A 23,753-nucleotide genomic window follows, 5' to 3' on the forward strand; every position below is an offset into this window, starting at 1 on the left:
GGCGTTGGCTGCAGCTCTCTTTGCGCATATATGCGATCGTTGCAACGGGGCGGGAAATTGTGCGGATAACCATTTCGAGTTATTTTTTTACACAATACTAATCAATTTGGAGCAGGAAATGCCGATAGTATTGTCGAAAGCACTAAAAAAATAGTAAAAAATGTCGATTGACATCTTGCGAGTTCATAAACTGCTAAAGGAGCGCGTTCCCCATGTTTTTGTTTCGAAGCCGCTTGGTATTGAAGCTTTCCGTTACGATTGTTGCGATATTAATCGCCTTGTCTTCCTTCTTCATCTACATTGAGGTCCAGACCAGCAAGCACGCGAGCGAAGAGGCGATCGGCAGCTTCGGCATCCATACGGCGGAGGCGTATGCGGGACAGTTCGATGTGAAGTCATATGCAGCTTTTCTGCAAGACCAGCAGGAAAGTGATCTGTATTGGACCATTCGGGAACAAATGAATGCGTTCCGCGAGCGCATTGGCGCCATGTATGTCTATACGGTTCAGATTGATGATCAGAAGCAGCCGATTCTGCTGATCGATGGCCAGCCCCGAGACTCGGATTCGGCTTCTCCAATCGGTGAAGTGACGGACATGCCGACCGATGCAATAGAAGCAGTGATGGAAGGGCAGTCGGCGAAGTCCGGCATCATCGAGAATCCGGAGTATGGCGATTATATATCGGCTTATGCACCGCTTCACGACGCGGAAGGCAAAGTGATTGGGGTACTCGGTATCGATACGGACGTATCGGTATCCTCTGCTATTTATCATAAGGTCGTCAAAGACAGCATGCCGCTGCTTATTCTGGTCGGGGTGCTGACTCTGCTTGCAGCAGCAGTCATTGCGGTCTTGATGGCGCGTGCGCTGCGTCCGCTCGCCGTGGTCGTGGGCAGCGCCGAAGCGCTTGCTCGCGGCGATCTTGCCGAAGCGAAGGCGCAGCTGGCATCGAAGCAGGTTCGGTCGAAGGATGAGATCGGACATGCCTATGCGGCAATGATTCGAATGACGGAGCGGCTTGGCGTTACGCTGGGCGACGTTGTGCGGGATGTGAAGGTCACCACGAAGCAGCTTGTAGCATCGACGACAGAGTTCCGTTCAGAGGCTGATCAGATGGTCAACCTGAACGTGGAACTGGAGCAGTCAATGGCGCAGCTCGCAGACGGCGCGCGGCACCAGCGTGTAGGAGCGGAGGACAGCGCGAAGGCGATGGAAGAGATCACGCTTGCCATCGGGCGTGTATCCGAAGCTTCGACGAGTGTTTCGATTGCTTCAGGGGAAGCGATCGAGACGGCGGAGCAGGGCCGGCAGTCGATTCAATGGCTTCGCGAGCAGGTCGTCACTATTGCGGATGTAGCGGAGCAGACGACGAAGTCGGTCGAGCTGCTGAATGCTCACATGGAAGAGATCGCGCCGGTACTCCAATCGATCTCAAGCATAGCCGATCAGACCAAGCTGCTTGCGCTCAATGCTTCGATCGAAGCGGCGAGAGCAGGGGAGCATGGCGCGGGCTTCGCTATTGTCGCCGGCGAAGTACGGAAGCTCGCGGAAGCATCGACGGTATCGGCCATGCATATTACATCGCTATTGCAGCAGATCGGGCGGGAGTCGGCGAACATTGGCAGTCGCATGCAGGCAAGCGGCGAAGAGATGTCCCGCGGCACGACCCTGTCGGGTGAAGTGGAGCTGCTTTTCAATCAAACGGTGGAACGGTTCGTTCACGTGAACGGCCAGATTCAAGAGATCTCGGCAGCGGCCGAGCAAGTGCTTGCCGGTTCGGAGGAGGTTGCGGCGTCGGTCGAGCAGATCGCGCAGATTTCAAGCTCTGCCGCAGATAATACGGCAGTGATTCAGCAGATGTCGGCCCGCCAGCTGGCAGCGGCGAAGCGCATCGCGGATACGACGGAGCAGCTTCAGCAGAAGAGCGACGGGCTGGAAGCTGCGGTTGAGAAGTTTAAGCTTTAATATTGGGGGAGTCAGCGAACGTTATACGGTCGCTGGCTCTTTTTTCGTAGGTGCAGAATTGCACCTGCGTGGAGGCGGCGCGGCCGAAGGGGCGGATGTAGGTGCGGAATTGCACCTGCGTGGAGGCAGCCTGATCAAGGGTCCGGCCTGAGCAGTTTTATTTTGGTCCCGCAACGAGGGCTGCTCTGAACCTATTGCCGCGGGAATCTCTGTTCAATACTCATATAGAAGCTTGTACTGCAATATATTGTCAGTAACAAGCGGAGGGAGTGCTGCTAATGGAGACGGTAATCTTCGTGCTGCTGCTGTGCGCATGCGCGGCAGGCTTCGTTCTGTTCCGCCGAAGAACCGTACCGGTTAGTCGGCTGGGGCCGGTCGTATCTGGCAAGCTATCTATTATTATTCCCGCGAGGAATGAGGAGCGAAACCTTCCTCATCTGCTCCAATCGCTGCAGCTGCAGACCTATGAATCGATCGAAATCATTGTGGTAGATGATTGCTCCGAAGATGGGACGCGGGCGATTGCGGAGAGCTTCGGGGTACGAGTCATTGCGAATACAGAGCCGCCTGAAGGTTGGACAGGCAAGAACTGGGCAGTATGGAACGGTTATCTGCAGGCTACAGGAGATCTGATTGCTTTTCTCGATGCGGATGTGAGGCTCTCCCCTCATGCGGTGAAATCATTACTGGCAGCCAGAGAACGGACAGGAGGCGTCATCTCGGTAGTTCCTTATCATGAGGCAGTCCGTTTCTACGAGCGGCTGGCGCTCATTCCGAATTTGCTGGGCTTGTTCGCCTTCACGTCGCCGTTCGAGCGATCGAATCCGAAGAAGGGGCTTTACGGCTCCTGCATAGTGACGTCAAGAGCGCATTATGAGCAGGCTCGTGGTCATGAAGGGATTAAAGGCGAGCTGCTGGATGACCTTAATCTAGGTGCTCAATTCATGCAGGCGGGCATTCCTGTGATGAACTATATTGGATATGGCATGGTCTCGTTCCGAATGTACCCTGGCGGTATTCGGAGCGAAGTTGAAGGGTTCAGCAAAGGGGCTGTGCTCAGCACGAGCAAGCTGAGTGGTTGGACGACACTGCTCGTTGCTGTGTGGTTCGTCGGATTGCTGGCAGCGGAAGCGGCGCCTTTCCTGCTCGGAACGACATGGGCGATGCCGTTTGCGGCAGGGTACCTGGTCTATACGGCGCAGCTGTATGGCTTCCTGCATTATACGGGGAAATTCGGCTATTGGATGCCTGTCGTGCATATGCTGAGCACCGTTTTCTTTCTATACATTATGCTGTACTCCGCTTATCAGGTTGTCTTCCATGGGCAAGTCGCTTGGAAAGGAAGACGGGTCAAGGTGGGAGGCAGGCGCAAATGATGCTGCTTCTCTTATGGACGCTGCTGTCGTTTCTGTCCGGTTCTATGATGTTCTCTTATTGGCTGGGGCGAATCGCCCGCCGCGATCTTAAGCAGCAGGGTGACGGCAACCCTGGGGCAATGAACTTGTGGAAGTCGGCAGGGCATTGGTACGGGCTGTCGGGAATCGTGCTTGATTGGGCCAAGGGGTACGTCCCAATCCTACTGCTCTTGCACGCTGGTGCATTCACATCAGATAGTAACCGGCTGCTCCTTCCATCAGCCGCAGCGATACTCGGCCATATGTTCTCCCCTTTCCTGCGAGGGAAGGGAGGCAAAGGAATTGCGGTCACCTTCGGCGTCTGGAGTGCGCTGACGATGTTCACGGCTTCGCTTGCGTTCGCAATCATACTGGCGCTGCTGATGGTGATCGTTCGTCTGATTGATCGGAGCAGATCGGGCTTTCACTCCTCGGAGACGGATGGCGTTCAAGTGGTACTCGGCATGGTACTGCTCGGGGGCTATCTCGCAGCGGCGGACTATTCCTCGGCTATTCAATGGTTCTGGTTATTGAGCGTGCTGCTGCTCGGCTATTCGCATCGCCGCGAGTGGCGGCGTTTCTATTCGCGCATTGTTCACCATCGTACGCCACCGTTATGAATAGTCGAACGCGGCTCCTATGGGAACCGCGTTATTTCGTTCCAGTATGCATCCGCAAGCACGCAGGTGCTTTCAAACCGATTCGCAACGAACCACAGCGACGCTAAGTATCCAAGTAACATTTCTTATTAGTTGTAACGAACTTCATCATCACTATTGTGCCGAAAATGGTGCCGAGAGCGAGCTAATCCACCATATAGTCGCGTCTGAGTTCGTTAGATGGCGATGGGGCGGGATGAGAGGCCGATAAGGTGCATTCGATTCGTTAGTGATGGCCGAGAATGCGGCGAGTGGGGCACGCAGGGGAAGAATAAGGCGTTGCCGACCTTTATAATGCTCGCAATGACCGCAGCTAAACTTTTTTTATTTTCTGCGTAAACAACCGCTTGACATGTATCTTAAATTGTATTATCTTTAAATCAAGATAAATGAACGACACACAAACACGACAGCAACAAGGTTAACGCAAGCAGCGTGTCGGGCAGGAATCGAAGCAAGAACCGCATGATAACAACCGCATTTGAATTACACTAACAACCATCAGAATTCACATAAGCCATGCATAGGAATGGCGCAGAAGAACAACGCTAACAGCAGAGGGTGATCACAATGCCAGATCGCGCGATGAGCGAGAAGGAAGACGCTTTGAATCTGTACATCGCATTATCGAGAGCGAGCCAATGGGTCAACGCACATGCGGACCGCGACATTCGTCGGCATGGATTGAACCGGACCGAGTTCGGCGTTCTCGAGCTGTTGTACCACAAGGGAGCGCAGCCGATTCAACAGATTGGCAGCAAGGTGCTGATGAGCAGCGGCAACATCACTTACGTTGTCGATAAGCTGGAGAAGAAGCAATATGTATCGCGAAGGACGTCGACGGAAGATCGCAGACTCATCTACGCCGAGATTACGGAAGAGGGCAGGCAATTCATCGAACGCGTCTTCCCGCAGCATGCCGAGGTGATCGACCACGCATTGGCGGGGCTGACGCAAGAGGAACGAACGGCCGCAAGCGGGCTGCTCAAGAAGCTTGGCAAGTTCGCGCAGCAGGGCTACTAGCAATAGCGGTTATAGTGGGCAAACCCGCTGAACCGCTGCAGGCTAAGGAGCCGGATGCTGCAAACTTACACCTTATATCTTAAATTAAAGATTCTCAATTTACAGAAGCTTAACGAATCAACGTAAACGAATTTACTCGTAAACCAACCTAAGGAGATGGATCTATATGACAACTTCCACTTATCAAACCCAAGGTATTCACCACATTACAGCATTCGTGCGCAACGCACAGGAGAACGTCGATTTCTACGCAGGCGTTCTTGGTCTTCGTCTCGTGAAGAAAACGATCAACTTCGATGCTCCAGAAGTGTATCATCTGTACTTCGGCGACCAACAGGGCAGCCCGGGCACGATCATCACGTTCTTCCCATGGGCGAACTCGCGCAAAGGCGTCGTAGGCGGCGGCCAAGTCGGCGTTACAACGTATGTTGTTCCAACAGGCAGCTTCTCGTTCTGGAAAGAACGCCTGACGAAATTCGATGTCGCATTCGATCAAACGGTCCGCTTCGGCGAAACGTTCCTGCAATTCGAAGACCGCGACGGTCTGAAGCTGGAGATCGTTGAACGCGCAGCAGGCAAACCAAGCGAGTGGGCATTCGGCGGCGTGCCGGTCGACAAAGCGATCAAAGGCTTCGGCGGCGCGATCCTGTACAGCACAGCGCCAGACAGCACGCAGCATCTGCTCGAGCATGTAATGGGCTTGCATAAAGTCGGTCAAGAAGGATTGTATGCACGTTATGCATCGACCGCTGATATCGGCAACATCATTGATGTCCCAGTTCAAGCAATGGCGCCAGGGCATGGCGGAGCGGGTACGGTTCACCATATCGCATGGCGCGCAGTTGACGATGCGGAGCATGCACGCTGGAGAACGCACGTCGAAGCGAATGGCTACCACCCAACGCCAATCGTTGACCGCCAATACTTCAACGCGCTGTACTTCCGCGAAGCGGGCGGCATTCTGTTCGAGATTGCGACGGACCCGCCAGGATTCGCACGCGACGAAGAGCCGGATGCGCTTGGCGAAGAGCTGAAACTGCCTGAATGGTTTGAGCCGAAACGTGCGGTTATCGAAACATTACTTCCGCCGATCGAAGTGCGGGTATTGGAAGGTGACAAATAATGAAGCATATCTTCAAACAAGGATCTGACGCTCAAGCTCCCGTACTCGTGGTCTTCCACGGTACGGGCGGTACCGAAAACGATCTGCTCGGACTCGCGGCGCTTATTTCGCCGACATCATCGGTATTAAGCATTAGAGGCAATGTGCTCGAGAACGGCATGCCGCGGTTTTTCCGCCGCATCGCTGAAGGCGTCTTCGACGAAGAGGATCTCGTGTTCCGCACGAGCGAGCTGAACGATTTCCTCGAGCAGGCGGCAGCTGAATACAAGCTGGATCGGAATAACTTCGTCGCTGTGGGCTATTCGAACGGGGCGAACATTGCAGGGAGCCTGCTGTTCCACTACCGCGGCTCCTTGCGCGGCGCGATTTTGCATCATCCGATGGTACCGCGGCGCGGCATCAAGCTGCCTGACCTGACCGGCGTGCCGATCTTCATCGGCGCCGGCGAGAACGACCCGATCTGCTCGCCGGTGGAGACCGAAGAGCTGGAGCAGCTGTTCGACGAGGCGGGTGCATTGGTCGACGTGCATTGGGAGCGTGCAGGGCACCGCCTGACACAGACGGAAGCAGAGGCGGCAGCCCAGTGGTTCAAAATTAATTTTGCGAAATAGGTAGAGGAGGAAGTCCGATGATAGCGATTGATCCGACCGCGATAACCGAGCGGGATAACTACAAGCTGCTGATCGGCAGCATCATCCCAAGACCGATTGCCTTCGTTACGACGCTGTCCGAGGACGGTGTGCTGAACGCGGCGCCGTTCAGCTACTTCACGATCCTTACGGCCAACCCTCCGATGATTGCAGTGTCCGTTCAGCGCAAGGCAGGGGAGCGGAAGGACACTTCCCGCAATGCGATTGCGAAGGGCGAGATGGTCGTTCACATTACGGACAGCTCTTATTTGGAACAGGTCAATCGGGCAGCGGCGAACCTGCCGCCGGAAGAGAGCGAAGTAACGCTGACAGGACTGACGCCGGTTGCGAGCGATCGAATCGCTGTTCCTGGCATTGAAGAAGCGCATATCCGAATGGAATGCGTGCTCGAACAAGCGCTTCCCATTGGAGGGTCTGAAGGTGCGCCGGCAGCGGACCTGCTCATTGGCCGAATCGTGCAGTATCACGTCTCGGAATCGGTCTACGATGGCCAAGGGCATATCGACCCTGTCGCCTTGCAGCCGATCAGCCGCTTAGCGGGCGACTTCTATGCGAAGCTCGGAGACGTATTCGTCATCGAACGTCCCCGCTGATAGTGAAGTATTTTTGAACACGAATAATTATATCCCAAGCATTGTCCCGATTCGTTTCGTGGATCGGGGTGATGCTTTTTTACTGAATAAGAGTCTCTCGAATATCAATAACTAGCTAAAGAAAATCTAAATTTTGTAAATATGCGACACGGCATTGCATAATCTTCATATATAATAGGTGCGAAATCCACTAATTCATAGGGAGAGTGTCAATTCGTGTTGAAGAAGTTATTATCGGTCATGATGGTTTCTATTCTGGTAATGTCCATGTTCGCGGCGAGTGCGTTTGCGAAAAGTGATCATGCTAGAAAAAGTCTAGTTGCACTGGGGGATTCGATTACATACGGCTATAATTTGGGCAAGGACAATACGGAGCCGTCGCAATATGCTTTTCCGTTCCTGATGGCGGAAGCAGCCAAGCTTAAAGTGACGAACTTAGCGGTTCCGAAGCTCACCTCGTCGCAGCTGCTTGATCTGGTGAAGAATGATAAGGGCTACCGCCAAGACCTGAAGCATGCGGACTATGTTACGCTTAGCATCGGCAACAATGATCTGCTGGCTGCGGTTTCCGGTGCATCGGTGAACGGATCGCTGGACGTTGCTCAGCTGCAAGCGACACTTGTTACGTCTGTGCTGCCGGGCATGCTGGGCAATGTGAAGAATACGATCGCCGAAATTCGTTCGCTGACGGATGCGCCGATCGTCGTGTACAACATTTATAACCCGTATCAAGTATCGAACCAGTTGATGCACGCTTTGACGAACCAACTGTTGACGCAGCTCGTGAACAACAATCTTGGCGCACTCGTTCAATCGCTGGCAGCGGCAGACGAGAACAATAAGCTGGTGCTGGCAGATGCTTACAAGGCATTCGGAGAGAATCAACTGCTCTATGTTCGCCAGAACGATATTCACCCGACGATCGAAGGCCAGCAATTGCTTGCGGAGATTGGGGAAGCTGCTCTAGGTTTGAAGAAGTAGCATTCGAAGTGATCTAAACAGCAAGCTGCCGAGTTTCAAAAACAATCCGTAAGAAAGCCGAGGCCCATAGGGTCTCGGCTTTCTTCATTCTGCTTGTTAAGCTTGTTTGCGTTTAATCGGGATATAGATATCGATTTGCGCTTCAGGCAATGCTGGGTTGCTGCGCTCATCGTACAGCTCGAACTCGGCTTTCCCGGCATGCTCATAACCGGATTGCGGGAACCATTCCGTGTAGATCCTCTGCCAAGTGCTTTGGACGGAGTGTACGAAGAGAGCACGCTCTACTAGTGGCGTCGTGAAGACGGCGTATTCGGTCTCGTCGAACTCGCGCGCCACTTGACCGTCCAACAACCCGTCGAAGCTGTCGACTTCCATGCCGATCAGGTAGTTGAATTGGCTTGTTTCCATATTGAAGTTATAGCAGATGCCAAGCTCCGCCATCTCGGTCGCGATGCGGTTCGGGATTTGCTGATATAAACCCCGATTGATGTAGTCCTGCCAGAATGCCGGAATTTCTCTCAGATTGTCCCCGTTGCAAGACGTGGTCGTTGTTTCATATCCGATGACCTTGAATGCTGGTTTGTTAATGATTCGATGTTCCAATTGAATTCCTCCTGCCCAAGGATTGTTGTATTGCTGCAGCACGTTGAGCTTGGTATAAGGCGGCGGCTTGATGCCGAGCTTCCGGTACTCGCCAGGCGTTCTTCCGTACATTCGTTTGAATGCGCGCGTGAACGTCTCGTGATTCTGAAAACCGCATCGGAGCGCGATGTCTAGCAGCCGCTCATCCGAGTAAGCGACGCGATAGGCGGATACCGCCAGACGTCGTTGCCGCACATAATCCATTACCGTTTCTCCCGCCATGGTCTGGAAGACGCGATGGAAGTGGAAGTCGGAGAACCCAGCGACCTGCGCAAGCCGCGATAAAGAGAGCTCTTCATCCAAATGCTCCTCCGCATAATCAATTGTCATCTGAACCATCTTGGGGTAATCCTCTCTCATGCGATTCATGCGATCAACCTTACCTCCTAGCTGCTGTGCTGCTGCTGAAACCAATTGTACACGGATCATATGTTCGTTTCTTGACGATAATTGCTTTTTCTAGATCGTATCTGAATCTTATTATGGTTTGTCCAATATTGGAAGAGCACGCTTGAATATCGCATGGAGACGACCGACCTAGAAAGCCTGACATGACCGGGAAAAATGATAGAAAATTTTCATTTCTGACGAAGTGATAGTTTTTTACTAAACCTCCATATAACCATGACATTCGTTTTACAAATCGTCTCTATAGTCAAAGGCAAGCGGTACAAATAACTTACGAGACGAGACGTTCGAACGGTCCGTCGCTAGGAGGAACAGTTTCATGCAAACCCGGCTTCATAAGAAAAGGTCACTGCTTGCCATGGTCATGCTGATCTGCGCGATTATGCTCATGACAGCGTGCGGTTCAACGAGTAAGGACGAGCCAGCTTCGACGGAGACGAATGCATCCGCTGCTACGACAACAACGCCAGCTGCGGACAATGCAAGCAACGGCAGCGATACGAGCGCGACTGCACCGGCAGACGAATCGGTAGAGGCGCTGTACGCGAAGGCGAAGGAAGGCGGCAAGCTGATCGTCTACTCGACATCGGGACGCGCGAATGATGCGGCGGAGACGTTCATGAAGCAGTATCCGGGCATCGAGGTTGAAGTCAGCAAAGTGAAATCCGACGAAATGATGGACAAGGTGACGAAGGAGCAGGACGCAGGCCAGTTCAACCCTGACGTCATCGTAACGAAGGAAGTTAGCGGCGCGGTCTACGAAGAGATGGTCAAGCAAGGCCGCTACATCAAATATTTGCCGGAAGAGTTCGCGCCTATGGTGGACGAGCCTTACCGCACGCAGGCTGAAGGTTACGCGAACTACGTAGAGTTCCGTACGATTTTCTACAACACATCCGCTTATCCGCAAGTTCCGATCACGAATTGGTGGGATCTGACGACGCCGGCGTTCAAAGGCAAAGTATACACGGCTGATCCGCTCAGCTCGCCGGCGTTCATGGACCTGTTCACGACGATGGTCATCAACAGCGACGACATGGCGGCTGCCTATAAAGCGAAATTCGGCAAGGATATCGAGCTGCACGGCACGGACAACGCAGGCTATGAATTCATCGAGCAGCTGTTCAATAACGGCTTGGTCGTGCTCAAAGGAAGCGACGACGTGCTCGACGCAATCGGCAAAGCGAAGAGTGACGCTGTTGGTCTCGCGGTATCGGGCGACGTATCGAAGAACGAGGAGAACGGATGGACGATCGCGCCGATTCTGGATATTCAACCGAAGACGTCCGTACCGGACTCGGGTTACCTGTTCATCGCGAACAAAGCGCCGCATGAAGCGGCAGCGAAGTTGTTCATCCGTTGGATGATGGGCGAGAAGGACGGAACGGGCGCGGGCATGGAACCGTTCAACAAGCTTGGCTCTTGGGTGCCGCGGTCCGACGTGAAGACGAAGAACGAGGTTGCGTACGAGGAGCTGAACCTGTGGCTGTTCGACGGCGAGAAGCTGTACAACACAGCGCCGCAGGTGCGCGACTTCTGGATTAAGCACACGTAATGACGAACCGAATGTACAATTGGCTGCGCAATCCCGTTCATTTGATCGGGGTTGCCGCGCTATTCCTGCTGTCCTATACGATCATCTGGCCCGTGATGCGAATCGTATCGACGACGTTCTTCTGGCGGCAGCAGGACGCACGATTGACCGGGGAAGCCAATCCGGGTCACTTCACGCTGTACCACTGGGAGCGGGTGCTGAATAGCGACATGAGCTATTCGTTATTTTATAAACCGATCATGCACTCGCTCAGCGTTGGATTCGCCGTCTCGGTATTGTCGATGGTGCTCGGATGCGGGCTTGCGTGGCTCGTCGTACGGACGAATATGCCGCTTAAGAAGACGATTACGTTCCTGGCTGTCATTCCGTATCTATTGCCGTCGTGGATTCTATCCCAAGCGTGGCTGACCTTCTTCAAAAATGGCAAAATCGGCGGAACGCCCGGCATCCTGCAATCGCTGCTCCATGTGTCGCTGCCGGACGCCGTGTCGTACGGCTTCGTTCCGATCGTCATCACGATGTCGATCCACGACAGCGTGTTCTTCTTCCTGCTCGTCGGCGCTGCGCTCAGCTCGATGAACAGTCAGCTGGAGGAGGCGGCGAGCGTGACGGGGGCGCGGCGGCTGACGATTTTGCGAAGAATCGTGTTTCCGCTCGTGATGCCTTCGATTCTATCGGGATTTATATTGATCTTTACCAAAGCAATCAGTTCCTACGGTGTGCCTGCACTGCTCGGCGCGCCCGTCAACTTCCATATGATCTCGACGATGCTCTATTCGAGCATGCGGTCGCGGCTCACGACGGAGGCGAATGTGCTCAGTCTGACGCTGATGCTCATCTCGATGCTGACGATCTATATGAATCAACGGGTCATCGGACGCAGGCGCAGCTTCGTTACCGTGACCGGCAAAGACAGCGCGAAGACGCTGACGCCGCTTGGTCGATGGAAGCATCCAGTGGCGATTGTGACTGTAGTTGCGATGACGCTGACGGCGCTTGTGCCGCTGCTTATCCTGCTGCTGCAATCCTTCATGCTGAAGGAAGGCGACTACAGCCTCAACAATCTGACGCTGCATTACTGGTCGGGCGGCTCGGATCCGGATATCAACACCGGTGAGAAAGGCGTGCTTCGCAACCCGATTTTCAAGCTGGCCTTGCGCAATTCACTCTACATCGCTGGAGTCGCGGCGGTGCTGGCAGCTGTCATCGGTCTGGTGCTCGGTTATGTCGTGACGCGCAGCAAGCAGTCTTGGCTGGGGAAGGCCGTCGATCAAGTGTCGTTCCTGCCGTACTTGATGCCCGGCATCTCGCTTGCGGCAATCTACATCTCGATGTTCGCGAAGCCGACGCTGCTCATTCCCGCGCTGTACGGTACGATCACCCTGCTCATTGTCATTACGGTTGTGAAGGAGCTTCCGTTCACCGTCAAGGCAGGCAGCGCTTCGATGATGCAGATCGGCCGCGAGCTGGAGGAGGCCGCGCAGATTGGCGGGGCGGGTTGGTTCACCAGGTTCCGACGCATCCTGCTGCCGCTCAATCGCAAGAGTCTCGTATCGGCCTTCCTGCTCGTCTTCATCAGTGCGATGAAGGAGATGGAGCTCATTATTCTGCTCGTCACGCCTCGGACGGAGACGCTGACGACGCTCACGTTCTACTATGCGGAGAAAGGCTACGAGCAGCTGACCAACGTCATTCTGATGATGATCATCGCGATTGTCATTGTCGTATATATCGTCGCCGTTCGCTTCGGCAAGGCGGATCTGACACAAGGAATTGGAGGGCAATAGGATGGGAGCGACCACGACTGCAACTACAACTACGACTGCTATCGAGCTGCGGAACATCCACGTCTCGTTGGATCGGAAGCCGATTCTTCAGGACATTAATCTCAAGATCGAGCGGGGCGACTTTATGACGTTCCTCGGTCCATCGGGCTGTGGCAAAACAACGCTGCTTCGAACGATCGCCGGCCTGCAGAAGGCGGAGAAAGGGACGATCGTGATCAGTGGGCGAGAGGTTGCTAATGGTGCAACCGACTTCCATATGGAGCCGTCGAAGCGACGCTTAAGCCTCGTCTTCCAGAGCTATGCGCTCTGGCCGCATATGACCGTCTATGACAATGTGGCGTTCGGCCTGCAGGTACGCAAGATGCCGAAGTCGGACATTCAGAGGAGCGTACATGCCGCCTTGGACAAAATGCGAATTCCAGAGCTCGCGGACCGTTACCCGAGCGAGCTGTCGGGCGGGCAGCAGCAGCGCGTCGCCATTGCTCGCGCAATCGTGACAGAGCCGGACATTCTGCTGCTCGACGAGCCGCTGTCCAATCTGGATGCGAAGCTGCGCGTCGAGATGCGCGCCGAGCTGAAGCGGATTCACCAAGAGCTGAACACGACGATCATCTACGTGACGCATGATCAGCATGAGGCGATGACGCTGTCGACGAAGGTAGCCGTATTCTTCGGCGGACGAATCGTGCAGCTGGATCGTCCGCGTGAGCTGTATAAGCATCCGCGCACGCTGCAGGTGGCGCAGTTCATTGGCAATACCGGCCTTCATATGAATGCGGTGGACGGCAGGATTATCGGCGACAGCAGCAGCGGATATCGACTGCAGACGCCGCTTGCGGTCGTGCCTCTCGAGCATGCATCGTCGGTGCACGTCGGACGGGAAGTTGTCATGACCGTGCGGCCCGAGGCTATTAAGCTGCTTGTGAATCGGATTCCGGGCAGCACGGCTGCGACGGTGGAGGCGATTTTCCCATCGGGTGCGGATACCCATATTCAATTGCAAGCGGGCGGCGCTGCCATGATGGCGCGCGTCATGGGCGAGCCGGACTGCGAGCTTGGCGACCTGTTATTTATCCATGTAGATACCGAACAAATCAACCTATACGACAAGCAGACGGGCGTGCGCATCGAGCATCGGCATACCCGCCAACATGATGAACAAACGAAGGAGACCGACCACAATGAAAATCGACTTTCATATTCACGTTAAGCTTTCGAAGAAAACGAATTTCGAGCTCGACCACTTCAACAGCATGATTGACGAAGCGGCAGCCAATGGCTTGGATGCCATTACGCTGACCGAGCATTTCAATACGCATCGCTTCGAGGATGTGTACGGCACGCTGGACCGCATGTTCCCATGCAATAACCATTACTATGATCGCGATGGGTTCAAGATCTTCACCGGCATGGAAGTCGATGTAGCCGAAGGCGGTCACATTCTCGTCAGCGGACCGAAGGATAAGCTGCTGGAGATTCGCGCCATTCTCGAGGATCACACGTCGCCGGATCGTTTTATCGGCTTGGAGCGTCTGTTCGAGCTGTGCGAGCCGCGCGGCATGCTGGTCATCGGCGGACATCCGTTCCGCGAATCGAACCATCTCTACCATGTGGACCGCGAGCTGTTGAAGCGGTTCGATGCGTTCGACCTGAACGGCAAAGATCTGCATGAGATCGGCATTCAGGAGAATGTCGCGAAGGTGCTGACGCTTGGCGAGGAGCTAGGCGTACCCGTTGTCGCGGGCAGCGACGCGCACCAGATGTTCCAGGTGGGCTGCGTGCACAACACGTTCGTCGGCAGCTTCGAGACCGTTGCCGAGTTGAAGGAGGCGATTCGCGCCGGCGCGTATAAGCGCGAACTGTCGCCATCGCTCCATCTGCAGGTACGTGCGGCCAATCTGGTGAAGAAGCTGCTGAAGAAGAAGACGGAAGTGATCTAACCCGATGACGGGAGGCGTTCGCGTGCTGTTCGAGGGCTACAAGCTGACGCGGGGGCATCGGCTTATCGCCGACTATATAAGCAAGAATCTTGATGACATTCCGTTCATGGTCGAAGAGGATCTGGCCGCTGCGTGCCAAGTGAGCGTATCGACGGTATCGCGCTTCTGGATCGAAGTCGGCTCGAAGAACATGAAGGAGTTCAAGCAGAAGCTGAAGGACGACGTCATCATGTCGCCGTCGCGGAAGCTGCAATCGGCCTTCAGCAAGATGGACGAGCAGAAGGGCGCGGCGGCAGCGAGCGTCATGGCGCCGGCCGACTATTTGCGTCAGTCGGCAGATCGGCTGGCGCAAGCGTCGTTCCAAGCGGCGGCTGATTTGCTCGCGGCAGCGGGCACCGTACATATCTACGGTCCGGGCTCAGCAGAATGCTTGACGGCGCTGCTCGACTTCCGTCTGACGCGGTTTGGCGTCGCTGTGAAGCGCATCGCTCGCGGCGGACATGAGCTGTTCGAGGATATCGTGCATATGCGCGAGAGCGATGTCATCGTGCTGTTCGGGTTCGTTGCGGAATCGCCGGAGATGGCGGTGCTGCTCGACGCAGCTAGACAGCGAGGCTGCAAGACGGTGCTGGTGACCGATCTTGCGGTTAGCCCGATGCTGGAGAGGGCCGACTACGTACTCTATACGGCGCGCGGACAAATGTGGGAGTTTCACTCGATGGTGGCGCCGATTGCCGTTATCGAGGCGCTTATCGTCGCGGTTGGCAAGCAGCGCGAGCAGCAAGCGTTCGCGAACAGCGAGGAGCTTCACCGGCTGCGGCGTCAGTACCAGAAGTGGCTGCCGAAGAAGGTTTAGCAAGGTGTAAGAATATAGAAACGGTTGAGCGGACGCTTGGGGTCTGTCTCGACCGTTTTGTGTGTGTTGAAAAATCACCTCTTTTGGGTTGGCGGATGTGAGAAGAGTATGTAGGGGGGGGGATTGCTAAAGTTTATAAGTCCCATATTGTCCGACGAGACCACCAGTTGGCGAATAGAGTGCGATTAAGTATCTTAAGTGTCCAGCGAACCCGCCAGTCGGCGAATAAGGCACAATAAAGTATCTTAAGTGTCCAGCGAACCCGCCAGTTGGCGGATAGGGCACAATTAAGTACACTAAGTGTCCGGCGAACCCGCCAGTCGGCGCATAGAGCACAATTAAGTATCTTAACTGTCTGACGAGAACGTATATTAAGCAAAAAACGGTTGAAACAGATGTCCTACATCTTGTTTCAACCGTTCTGTTGTTAATGCCTTATGGCAGCTTGTTGCCCGCTGCGCGATAGATCGCGTACCACTCTTCGCGAGTCAGCGTAATCTCGCTCGCTTTGCAGCAGTCTCTCAAGCGGTCGATGTTCATCGAGCCGATGACCGGCTGCATCTTCGCCGGGTGGCGAAGCAGCCATGCGATAGCGATCGTCGTGTTGGACACGCCGTACTTCGCTGCGACCGTATCGATGACTTGGTTCAGCTCAGGGAACTTGTCGCTGCCGAGGAATACGCCTTCGAAGAAGCCGTATTGGAACGGAGACCAAGGCTGAATCGTCATATCGTGCAGACGGCTGTAGTCGAGAATGCTGCCGTCGCGATTGATTGCTGCGTTGTTCTCCATGTTAACGTTAATGCCGTTAGAAATCATGTTCGCGTTCGTGATGCTGAGCTGCAGCTGGTTCGCTACAAGCGGCTGCTTCACGTAACGTTTAAGAAGCTCAATCTGCATCGGGTTCTGATTGGATACGCCGAAGTGACGAACCTTGCCCGAGCTTTCCAACTGATCGAACGCTTCTGCCACTTCCTCCGGCTCAACGAGTGCATCCGGACGGTGCAGGAGCAGCACGTCCAGGTATTCCGTGTTGAGGCGCTTAAGAATCCCGTCGACGGACGTCAGGATGTGTTCTTTGGAGAAATCGAACATACCATTACGGATGCCGCACTTCGATTGAAGGATGATTTGTTCCCGTACTGCCGGGGTCATATGTATAGCCTCTGCGAAAATTTCCTCACATGCTCCGCCGCCATAAATATCGGCGTGATCGAAGAAGTTAGCGCCTTGCTCCAAGGCCGCTTGAACAAATTGTTCTGCTTCCGGCTTGCTCAGCGAATTAATTCTCATGCATCCGACGGCAACGACAGGCACTTCCAGATTGCTGGTTCCAAGTTGAATCGTTCTCATGTTTACATATCCCTCCTGCGCGTGGATCTTGTCCAATCCTAATTGTGACATAGGGAGGAGCTTGTAATCAAGCTGACAAATCAACGGAGAATGCATGTCTGTAAGCGTATAACCGCTGCATAAAATAAGCAAGGAATGAAAATAGTATAAGGGTCCAGCCGGCAGCATGCTGTTATGCAGATGGATGCAGGCTGAATCCGATAACGATGAGGGGGCTCTCGCATGTACTATTCTCGGAAGAAGCCGGTCGAAGAAGTTCCTGACGAATTGACCTCGATATGGTCCTGCTCAGCGGAGGACTGCAAGGGATGGATGCGAGACAACTTCAGTTTCTCGGAAGCTCCCGTATGCGTGCTGTGCCAATCCCCTATGGTGAAGGGTGAGCGGATGCTCGCTGCCGTTGTTAACACAAGCCCGATTGCGATGAGAACCCGATAAACGGAACGAACATCAGAGCCCCTGCCGCATACTTGCGAGCAGGGGCTCATGTCTGTTTATGATCAGTGAATCATTCCTCGTGTTCAACAACAATGACCGTTACCGGATTCGAAAGCGCCTCCCCTGGCACGCGTGTGCCATCCGGCGCGACAAATTCGAACGATAAGCTAGCCGTATTGACGGTAATCGGATTGTCAGGCTCGCGGTCGGCGCGTGCAGTGAAGGTGACTCGAATCGAGATGCCTGGTCCTATGAAGCCGAGCGATACGCCAAATGCGGGGTTGCCGCTCGGAGACGCGGCGCCGCCGACCGTTAGGCTGCCAGGTACGAATACGAGCCCCGGCGGAACGACGTCGCGCAGTGCAGCGTGATCGAATGGCGTGTTGCCTGGGTTTGACACTACGACAGTGAATGTGACGGAATCGCCGACGAATACTTCGCCAACGCTAGCGGACTTGATAATGGACGGTGGCTGGAAAAATCGATTGACGAAAGGCATTGTCGCAGCAGCTCCTTTCATTCCACGCAAATACTGATAACTATGCAGGTCAGTAACAAATAGAAGGATGGATTGCGAACGAGAAGCATCGGTTGGCAATGCAAAAAAGCCGAGTTGCAAGGATGCGAACTCGGCTTCTTTTATTCAATGAAGGAAATAGAGCTAATTCTCGTACAGCACTTGCCCCGTCAGGGACAGATCATAGCCTGTTGCAATAGCACGAAGCTCCTGCAGGAAGGGCTCCGACCGCAGAATGGACAGCAGGGCGTCAATCATGGGCTCATTGGCTGCGGTATCGCGTACAACGAGATCATACCGCTCCATTATAAGCGGGATGAAATCAACGAATCCGACGATGCGGGCAGCCTTCTCGGTTCCGACACCGATGTCTGCCTCTCCTGCGGCAACCTTGGCTGCAACAGACAAGTGGCTGCTCTGAATCTGATCGTGGTAGCCGAGTATCTGTGCAGATTTGATCCCGTGAAGGCGAAGCTGCTCGTCGAGCAGGACGCGTGCTCCGGCGCCTTGTTCCCGGTTCGCCAAGCGAAGGCCGGGGCGGCCTAGATCGGTCCAGCTCTGGATACCAAGAGGGTTTCCTTGTGCAACGTATAGACCAGCCGGACGTGCAAGCAGATTTATGACTTTGAAGGACTGGCCGACAAGCAGCTTGCGAATGTACGGCACGTTATATTGTCCCGTATCGCCATCCAGCAGGTGCGTGCTGACGATATCGGACTCGCCTTTGTACATGCTGATGAGACTGTCCAGGCTGCCGGCATAGGAACGGAGCGGGCGTACGCCGGTTGATTGGCTCTCGAGATGTTTGGCTAGTATATCAAGGCTCATGTCTTGACCGGTAATGACGATGGGGCGAATGCCTTGAACGGGAGATGGGATGCCCGCTGGGTGCATCGCAGTCATACTGAGCGACGGCTCAGCAACTGACGCTGCATGCGTGTATGCGAAAGGGCGGTCCGGCTGCTCTTGCGTTCTATAGGGCGTGGCTGCCGCCGCCGCGGTGCTATTTTTGCTGCGCTGCTTATAGGCCTCTAAATCCGTTGCATCAACGCGCATCTGTTTGCCGACGCGGTAGGAGGGCAGTTCGCCCTTCTTGATCAGGTCATAGACGGTCAGCTTGGATATTTTGAGCAGCTTGGCGATTTCGTCAGCTGTATAGGACATATCTTGTGACATTGAAGGTGAGCCTCCCCGTATGAGTGGAGCCGGTATCGATAACTCGTATTGTATTGTAGCATATTTTGTGAAAATGAGGCGTTACCGCAGGCCGAGTCCTATCGAACACTACCGAGATCCAAAGAAAACGGCCCTGCACAATGCGTGCAGGACCGGAGAGAGAATCTTAAATGTTCTTAAATCTTAATGGCATGGGTTGTTAATGAACGTATTCATTCGGCCGTGCCAGCTTGACGAGCATATGGGCAAGATGATGCTGCTCCTCCTCGGAGCCGCAATTCCACAGCTCCTTCAGCAGCTTCTCCTCGCTGTTGCGTGCTTCTTCGTGGTCGGCTAAGTAGTCTGCGACCTCTTGAGCAATGACCGCAATCTGTTCTTCGCTTAGACCAATGCTCTGCGCCAGCTTGATGCGCCGGCTAAGGTAGCCCTTGAACGTCTCGAAGCTGTGCAGGATTCGCTGTCGCTCATCTTCGTCAATGCTCGCAATTGCACGTTCTACCTGCTCGGGATGGATGTCGCCGTCTTTGTGAACGACGTGATTGTGCTCGGACATGGGGACCTCCTTGGTCGTAACTATGGAATAGCGATTCATTACCATTGTTTCCAAGTCGGATTCCTCCGTATTCAGCTATAGGAATGTTACATAGGTTTGAATTGGTTTTGTTTGTTATTTTGCGAAGTGCTGTACAAGGTGAATTGTGTTGAATTTGTTATTTCTGTTAGGTAAAAATCGCAAAATTACAACAAGGAAGTAACAGGTTCAGCTATTATTTGTAAGCGCTTTAAGTTATCATAATAGTACATGCTAATCAGTCATCATGACCAACTATTCGATGGGAGTGATGGAAGTTGTACGCAAGAAAGGCTGGATGGGTGGCGAAGGTATTATGTTTATCGATGTTAGTTTATTTGTTATCTCCGTTAGGTATGGTCGGGGTTGCGCGAGCGGCTGCAGCGGAGAATCAAGTGTATGATTTCGAGGACGGCACGACGATGGGGTGGGCAGGCGGTTGGGGCGATGCACTCGTATCGGTCGAGGCAAGCGCAGATCTAGACTCGGTGGACAACCACTATGCGCTAAAGGTTACCACCAACTACAACAACGACGCAGTCTGGCAGAACGCTGCAATATACGTGAGCCACGGCCTCGACATTTCCCGGTATGAGAAGGTTGATTATGACGTCTACGTTCCGGCGTCGTTCCCTGGCGTGCTCGCCCTGAGTACGGCTATCAATAATGATTGGAATGAGCTTAACTACAGCAATCATGATATTCCTTCCTTGTCTGCATCCGCGCAAATGATTAATGGCACTTCCTATATCCCGATTCATAAAAGCGTAAAGCTGCCTTCGAACGCAGCGCAGTCGCAGCTCGTCCTACAGCTTCAGAAGAACATGGATCTGGTCTACAACGGTCCAATCTATATCGACAATGTCGTGCTGACTGGCCGCGAGGAGTCAGGCAATCCAAGTACACCAGGCCAATCCGCGACATATCTAGCGAAAGACGCTGTGCTGGCGGGCAGCGGTCCGGTATTCCAGACAGGACCGGTGTGGGGCGATGAAACGTATGCAGGTTCAGGATATGTTTCCTTCTTCTATGAGGCGGACGATGCGAATCCAGGGACAGCAACGTTCAACGTGAACGCGCCGTCCGAAGGATTGTATTCGCTGTATGTCGGCTACTATGGGCCATACGGCTATAAGGAAACTTCGCTGCTCGTGAACGGACAGCCGAATGGCAATGCGCAGCTGCCTGCATTGGCGGAAGGCATTGTCTTCGGCGAGCAGGCGATCGGCAAGGTGCTGCTGCAGGCAGGGGCCAACACGATCGGCTTCGGACGCAACTGGGGGTATTACGGCATTGAGTACATCAAACTCGTGTCTGACAAACCTGTCGGTGATCGCATTGAAGCAGAGGATGGCTTGCTGGAAGGTGGAGTTACCAAAGGTGTGGACGGTACCGGTTACTCCGGAACGGGATATGCTTTCATGATGGGCAGCGGATCCATTACGCTGACGTACAATGCGGCGAACGCCGGCTTGTACGATTTAGCAATCGGCTACCGAGCGCCATATGGCTACAAGGAAACGAATATGCTGCTTAACGGCCAGCCTAGCTCGGCGGTCAAGCTGCCGGAGACGGCGGATTTTACCGAGATTTCGGCAGGTAAATTGTTGTTGAACGAAGGGGAGAACACGATCAGCTTCGAGCCGTTCTGGGGCTGGTACCATATCGACTACATTACGTTGACGCCTGCTGCGCCGCCGAAGACGCACCAGGTGCCGAAGACGCTGACCAATCCGAATGCGTCGCCAGAAGCGAAGTCGTTGATAAGCTACCTTGTGGATCAATACGGACATTCGATTATCGCTGGCCAACAGAGTTTGTCCAATGCGGAATTCATCCATGATCAGACGGGCAAATATCCGGCGATCGTCTCGTTCGATATGATCGAATATTCGCCATCCCGCGTACTGTTCGGCTCCACTTCGCATGAAATCGAAGATATGCAGGAGTGGGCAAGCCGCGGCGGCATTATCTCGCTGGCATGGCACTGGAACTCGCCGACCGGCTATTATAATGAGCCAGGAAAGGAATGGTGGAGAGGTTTCTATACGGAATTCACGAGGTTCGATGTGCAGTATGCGCTGAGTCACCCGGAGTCGGAAGACTACCGATTGCTCATCAGCGATATCGATGTCATCTCCGATAAGCTGAAGCCGCTGGCGGAACAAGGCATTCCGATTCTGTGGCGTCCGCTTCATGAAGCGGAAGGCGGCTGGTTCTGGTGGGGCGCCAAAGGACCTGAGGCTGCTAAACAGCTGTATCGTCTCATGTATGACCGCATGGTCAATTATCATGGACTGAACAACCTGATCTGGGTATGGAACTCTCCGTCCGCAGAGTGGTATCCAGGCGATGATGTCGTCGACATCATAAGTACGGATATTTACAATGCAGCAGGCGATTACAGCCCGAACAGCAATCAATATGAAGCGCTGAAGGCGCTTGTCGGCGACAAGAAGCTTGTCACGCTGCCGGAGAACGGACCGATTCCAGATCCGGATCTGCTGAAGATCTACAATGCGGATTGGAGCTGGTTCAGCACGTGGAACGATGACTTTATTCGCGACGGCATCATCAACACGCCAGCGCATCTGAACAAAGTGTTCAACAGCGACTACGTAACGACGCTCGATGAGCTGCCGAGCAATTTGTTTACGTATGGTCAGCCGACGACGACGGCGGCACTGTCCGATACGACAAATATGAACGGGTGGTACAAAGGGGACGTAACCGTAACGCTTGCCGCTGCCGCGCAGTCGGCGGGTGATTCGGTGACGACCGCATACTCGTTGAATGGCGGGGAGTCTGTTATCTATACGGAACCGTTCACAATCAGTGCGGAAGGTGTGACGACGGTTCGATATGCGTCGGTCGACTCCAGCGGCAATCTTGAGAAGCGGCATACGCTTGCGGTCAAGATTGACCGTGTGGCACCGACGGTTCGCATTGTGCAAGCGGGACATGATGTAGCGGATGTGATGCCGGGCGATCCGCTTTCGTTTACGCTGGAGAGCAGCGATGCGAGCTCGGGTGTAGCGTTGAAGAAGCTGCTGCTGGATGGCGTTGAGATCGAGCAGGGTTCGGCGATTGATTCCGGTACGATCGGTGCTGGTCCGCACGCGGTGGCGTATGTTGTGACGGATGCTGCGGGCAATATCGCTGAGGGAAGCGCAGTATTCCATGTTGCGCCGATCCTTGCAACTGGCAAGCCTGGCATAGCGAAACTTTCGCACAATAATGGCTACGATACCGGACTGCGGGATGGCAGCTACACGGTAACGATGGATTTGTATTATGGCAACAACGGCACGACGTATAAGCTGTACGAGAACGGCGTGCTGATCGGCGAGCGCCGATTGAAGGATGCTTCACCTGCTAGTCAGTCCGTTGCGATTGATGTGACGGGCAAGGCGAACGGCACATATATGTATACGTGCGAGCTGTCCAACGTCTTCGGAACAACCGCATGCGCACCGATCACGGTTGTTGTTGATGCGGCTAATCCTGGTACAGCCAAGTTGTCCCATAACAACTGGGATGGCGATGGCAGCTATGCTGTAACGATGCATTTGTATTACGGAACGAATGCGACGAGCTACAAGCTGTACGAGAACGGTCAGCTCATCGATACGCAGTCGCTGGAGGCTTCCACGCCGAACGGACAGACTGCTGTAACAGCAATTAGCGGCCGAGCGGCAGGTACGTACACTTACTATTGCGAGCTAGTGAACGAAGCAGGCGCAACGATGAGTCAGACGATTACGGTCGTGGTGTCGAAGTAACTTTTTGAATAGAGAGTAACATGTCAGAGCCGCCGGATGGTGTCGCATACGAATTCTCGTATGCGATCGTCGGCGGCTTTGTTGTGTTTGGAAATGCACTATCGGCCAGCCATGGCCGATGGGGCCTGGATATGGTGCAGAAATGCACCATAATGGCCAGCCATGGCCGATGTGGCCTGGATATGGTGCAGAAATGCACCATATTGGCCAGTAATGGCCGATGGGGCCTGGATATGGTGCAGAAATGCACCATATTGGCCAACCATGGCCGATGAGGCCTGGATATGGTGCAGAAATGCACCATATCGGCCAGCCATGGCCGATGGGGCCTGGATATG

The 23,753-nt window shown here is 54.1% G+C and carries 21 protein-coding genes; 15 read left to right on the forward strand and 6 right to left on the reverse strand.

What is annotated here, in order from left to right; translation table 11 throughout:
* The first annotated feature begins 212 nt into the window (after positions 1 to 212).
* From SBI19_RS26425 to SBI19_RS26460, 8 genes are all read left to right on the forward strand, one after another.
* Complete coding sequence (locus SBI19_RS26425) at positions 213 to 1,967, forward strand: methyl-accepting chemotaxis protein (RefSeq protein WP_317972519.1); 1,755 nt, start codon at positions 213 to 215, stop codon at positions 1,965 to 1,967.
* Between the two features lie 278 nt (positions 1,968 to 2,245).
* Positions 2,246 to 3,343, forward strand: coding sequence for a glycosyltransferase family 2 protein (locus tag SBI19_RS26430; RefSeq protein WP_317972520.1), 1,098 nt, complete (start codon positions 2,246 to 2,248; stop codon positions 3,341 to 3,343).
* Complete coding sequence (locus SBI19_RS26435) at positions 3,340 to 3,981, forward strand: glycerol-3-phosphate acyltransferase (protein WP_317972521.1); 642 nt, start codon at positions 3,340 to 3,342, stop codon at positions 3,979 to 3,981. The genes SBI19_RS26430 and SBI19_RS26435 overlap by 4 nt, the downstream gene beginning before the upstream one ends.
* Positions 3,982 to 4,590: 609 nt before the next feature.
* Entirely contained in the window at positions 4,591 to 5,043 is a 453-nt protein-coding gene (locus SBI19_RS26440; RefSeq protein WP_317972522.1) for a MarR family winged helix-turn-helix transcriptional regulator, read from the forward strand.
* Between the two features lie 166 nt (positions 5,044 to 5,209).
* On the forward strand, positions 5,210 to 6,166 hold the full coding sequence (locus tag SBI19_RS26445) for a ring-cleaving dioxygenase (protein WP_317972523.1): 957 nt from the start codon (positions 5,210 to 5,212) through the stop codon (positions 6,164 to 6,166).
* Positions 6,166 to 6,777, forward strand: a complete 612-nt coding sequence (locus tag SBI19_RS26450; protein ID WP_317972524.1) for an alpha/beta hydrolase — start codon at positions 6,166 to 6,168, stop codon at positions 6,775 to 6,777. Before SBI19_RS26445 ends, SBI19_RS26450 begins: the two co-directional genes overlap by 1 nt.
* A 17-nt stretch (positions 6,778 to 6,794) precedes the next feature.
* Positions 6,795 to 7,409, forward strand: coding sequence for a flavin reductase family protein (locus SBI19_RS26455; RefSeq protein WP_317972525.1), 615 nt, complete (start codon positions 6,795 to 6,797; stop codon positions 7,407 to 7,409).
* 216 nt (positions 7,410 to 7,625) lie between these two features.
* The gene (locus SBI19_RS26460) at positions 7,626 to 8,390 is read left to right on the forward strand and encodes an SGNH/GDSL hydrolase family protein (protein ID WP_317972526.1); all 765 of its coding nucleotides are present in this window, start codon (positions 7,626 to 7,628) and stop codon (positions 8,388 to 8,390) included.
* Between the two features lie 96 nt (positions 8,391 to 8,486).
* Here the strand turns inward: SBI19_RS26460 and SBI19_RS26465 are convergent, their stop codons facing one another.
* Positions 8,487 to 9,392 carry an AraC family transcriptional regulator gene (locus tag SBI19_RS26465; protein ID WP_317972540.1) on the reverse strand — a complete coding sequence of 302 codons (906 nt, stop codon included), beginning with the start codon at positions 9,390 to 9,392 and terminating at the stop codon, positions 8,487 to 8,489.
* 367 nt (positions 9,393 to 9,759) lie between these two features.
* On the opposite strand from SBI19_RS26465, the gene SBI19_RS26470 reads away from it, so the two are divergent.
* Genes SBI19_RS26470 through SBI19_RS26490 form a run of 5 tightly spaced genes read left to right on the forward strand, consistent with a single transcriptional unit; the run spans position 9,760 to position 15,578 of the window.
* Positions 9,760 to 10,995: an ABC transporter substrate-binding protein gene (locus SBI19_RS26470; RefSeq protein ID WP_317972527.1), complete on the forward strand. Its 1,236-nt coding sequence runs from the start codon at positions 9,760 to 9,762 to the stop codon at positions 10,993 to 10,995.
* Positions 10,995 to 12,782, forward strand: coding sequence for an ABC transporter permease (locus SBI19_RS26475; RefSeq protein WP_317972528.1), 1,788 nt, complete (start codon positions 10,995 to 10,997; stop codon positions 12,780 to 12,782). Before SBI19_RS26470 ends, SBI19_RS26475 begins: the two co-directional genes overlap by 1 nt.
* Before the next feature lies 1 nt (position 12,783).
* On the forward strand, positions 12,784 to 13,992 hold the full coding sequence (locus tag SBI19_RS26480; RefSeq protein ID WP_317972529.1) for an ABC transporter ATP-binding protein: 1,209 nt from the start codon (positions 12,784 to 12,786) through the stop codon (positions 13,990 to 13,992).
* Positions 13,964 to 14,722 carry a PHP-associated domain-containing protein gene (locus tag SBI19_RS26485; protein ID WP_317972530.1) on the forward strand — a complete coding sequence of 253 codons (759 nt, stop codon included), beginning with the start codon at positions 13,964 to 13,966 and terminating at the stop codon, positions 14,720 to 14,722. The genes SBI19_RS26480 and SBI19_RS26485 overlap by 29 nt, the downstream gene beginning before the upstream one ends.
* Before the next feature lie 4 nt (positions 14,723 to 14,726).
* Positions 14,727 to 15,578: a MurR/RpiR family transcriptional regulator gene (locus tag SBI19_RS26490; RefSeq protein ID WP_317972531.1), complete on the forward strand. Its 852-nt coding sequence runs from the start codon at positions 14,727 to 14,729 to the stop codon at positions 15,576 to 15,578.
* A gap of 435 nt (positions 15,579 to 16,013) precedes the next feature.
* On the opposite strand, the gene SBI19_RS26495 is transcribed toward SBI19_RS26490, so the two are convergent.
* The gene (locus SBI19_RS26495) at positions 16,014 to 16,931 is read right to left on the reverse strand and encodes an aldo/keto reductase (RefSeq protein WP_317972532.1); all 918 of its coding nucleotides are present in this window, start codon (positions 16,929 to 16,931) and stop codon (positions 16,014 to 16,016) included.
* A gap of 222 nt (positions 16,932 to 17,153) precedes the next feature.
* On the opposite strand from SBI19_RS26495, the gene SBI19_RS26500 reads away from it, so the two are divergent.
* Positions 17,154 to 17,369, forward strand: a complete 216-nt coding sequence (locus SBI19_RS26500) for a cold-shock protein (RefSeq protein ID WP_317972533.1) — start codon at positions 17,154 to 17,156, stop codon at positions 17,367 to 17,369.
* 70 nt (positions 17,370 to 17,439) lie between these two features.
* On the opposite strand, the gene SBI19_RS26505 is transcribed toward SBI19_RS26500, so the two are convergent.
* The 3 genes from SBI19_RS26505 to SBI19_RS26515 all read right to left on the reverse strand — a co-directional run bounded on the left by SBI19_RS26505 (position 17,440) and on the right by SBI19_RS26515 (position 19,615).
* Entirely contained in the window at positions 17,440 to 17,868 is a 429-nt protein-coding gene (locus tag SBI19_RS26505; RefSeq protein ID WP_317972534.1) for a hypothetical protein, read from the reverse strand.
* Between the two features lie 162 nt (positions 17,869 to 18,030).
* Positions 18,031 to 19,062, reverse strand: coding sequence for a helix-turn-helix transcriptional regulator (locus SBI19_RS26510; RefSeq protein WP_317972535.1), 1,032 nt, complete (start codon positions 19,060 to 19,062; stop codon positions 18,031 to 18,033).
* Between the two features lie 199 nt (positions 19,063 to 19,261).
* Positions 19,262 to 19,615, reverse strand: coding sequence for a DUF3243 domain-containing protein (locus tag SBI19_RS26515; protein ID WP_317972536.1), 354 nt, complete (start codon positions 19,613 to 19,615; stop codon positions 19,262 to 19,264).
* Positions 19,616 to 19,911: 296 nt separating this feature from the next.
* Between SBI19_RS26515 and SBI19_RS26520 the strand changes: the two genes are divergently transcribed.
* Positions 19,912 to 23,415 (forward strand): glycosyl hydrolase, encoded by a 3,504-nt coding sequence (locus SBI19_RS26520; protein WP_317972537.1) that lies wholly within the window; start codon positions 19,912 to 19,914, stop codon positions 23,413 to 23,415.
* Positions 23,416 to 23,513: 98 nt separating this feature from the next.
* Here the strand turns inward: SBI19_RS26520 and SBI19_RS26525 are convergent.
* Positions 23,514 to 23,753: hypothetical protein (locus SBI19_RS26525; RefSeq protein WP_317972538.1), on the reverse strand; the 240-nt coding region annotated here is incomplete at its 5' end.

It is taken from the genome of Paenibacillus sp. CCS19 (genome assembly GCF_033239625.1).
Taxonomy (GTDB): Bacteria; Bacillota; Bacilli; order Paenibacillales; family Paenibacillaceae; genus Paenibacillus_T.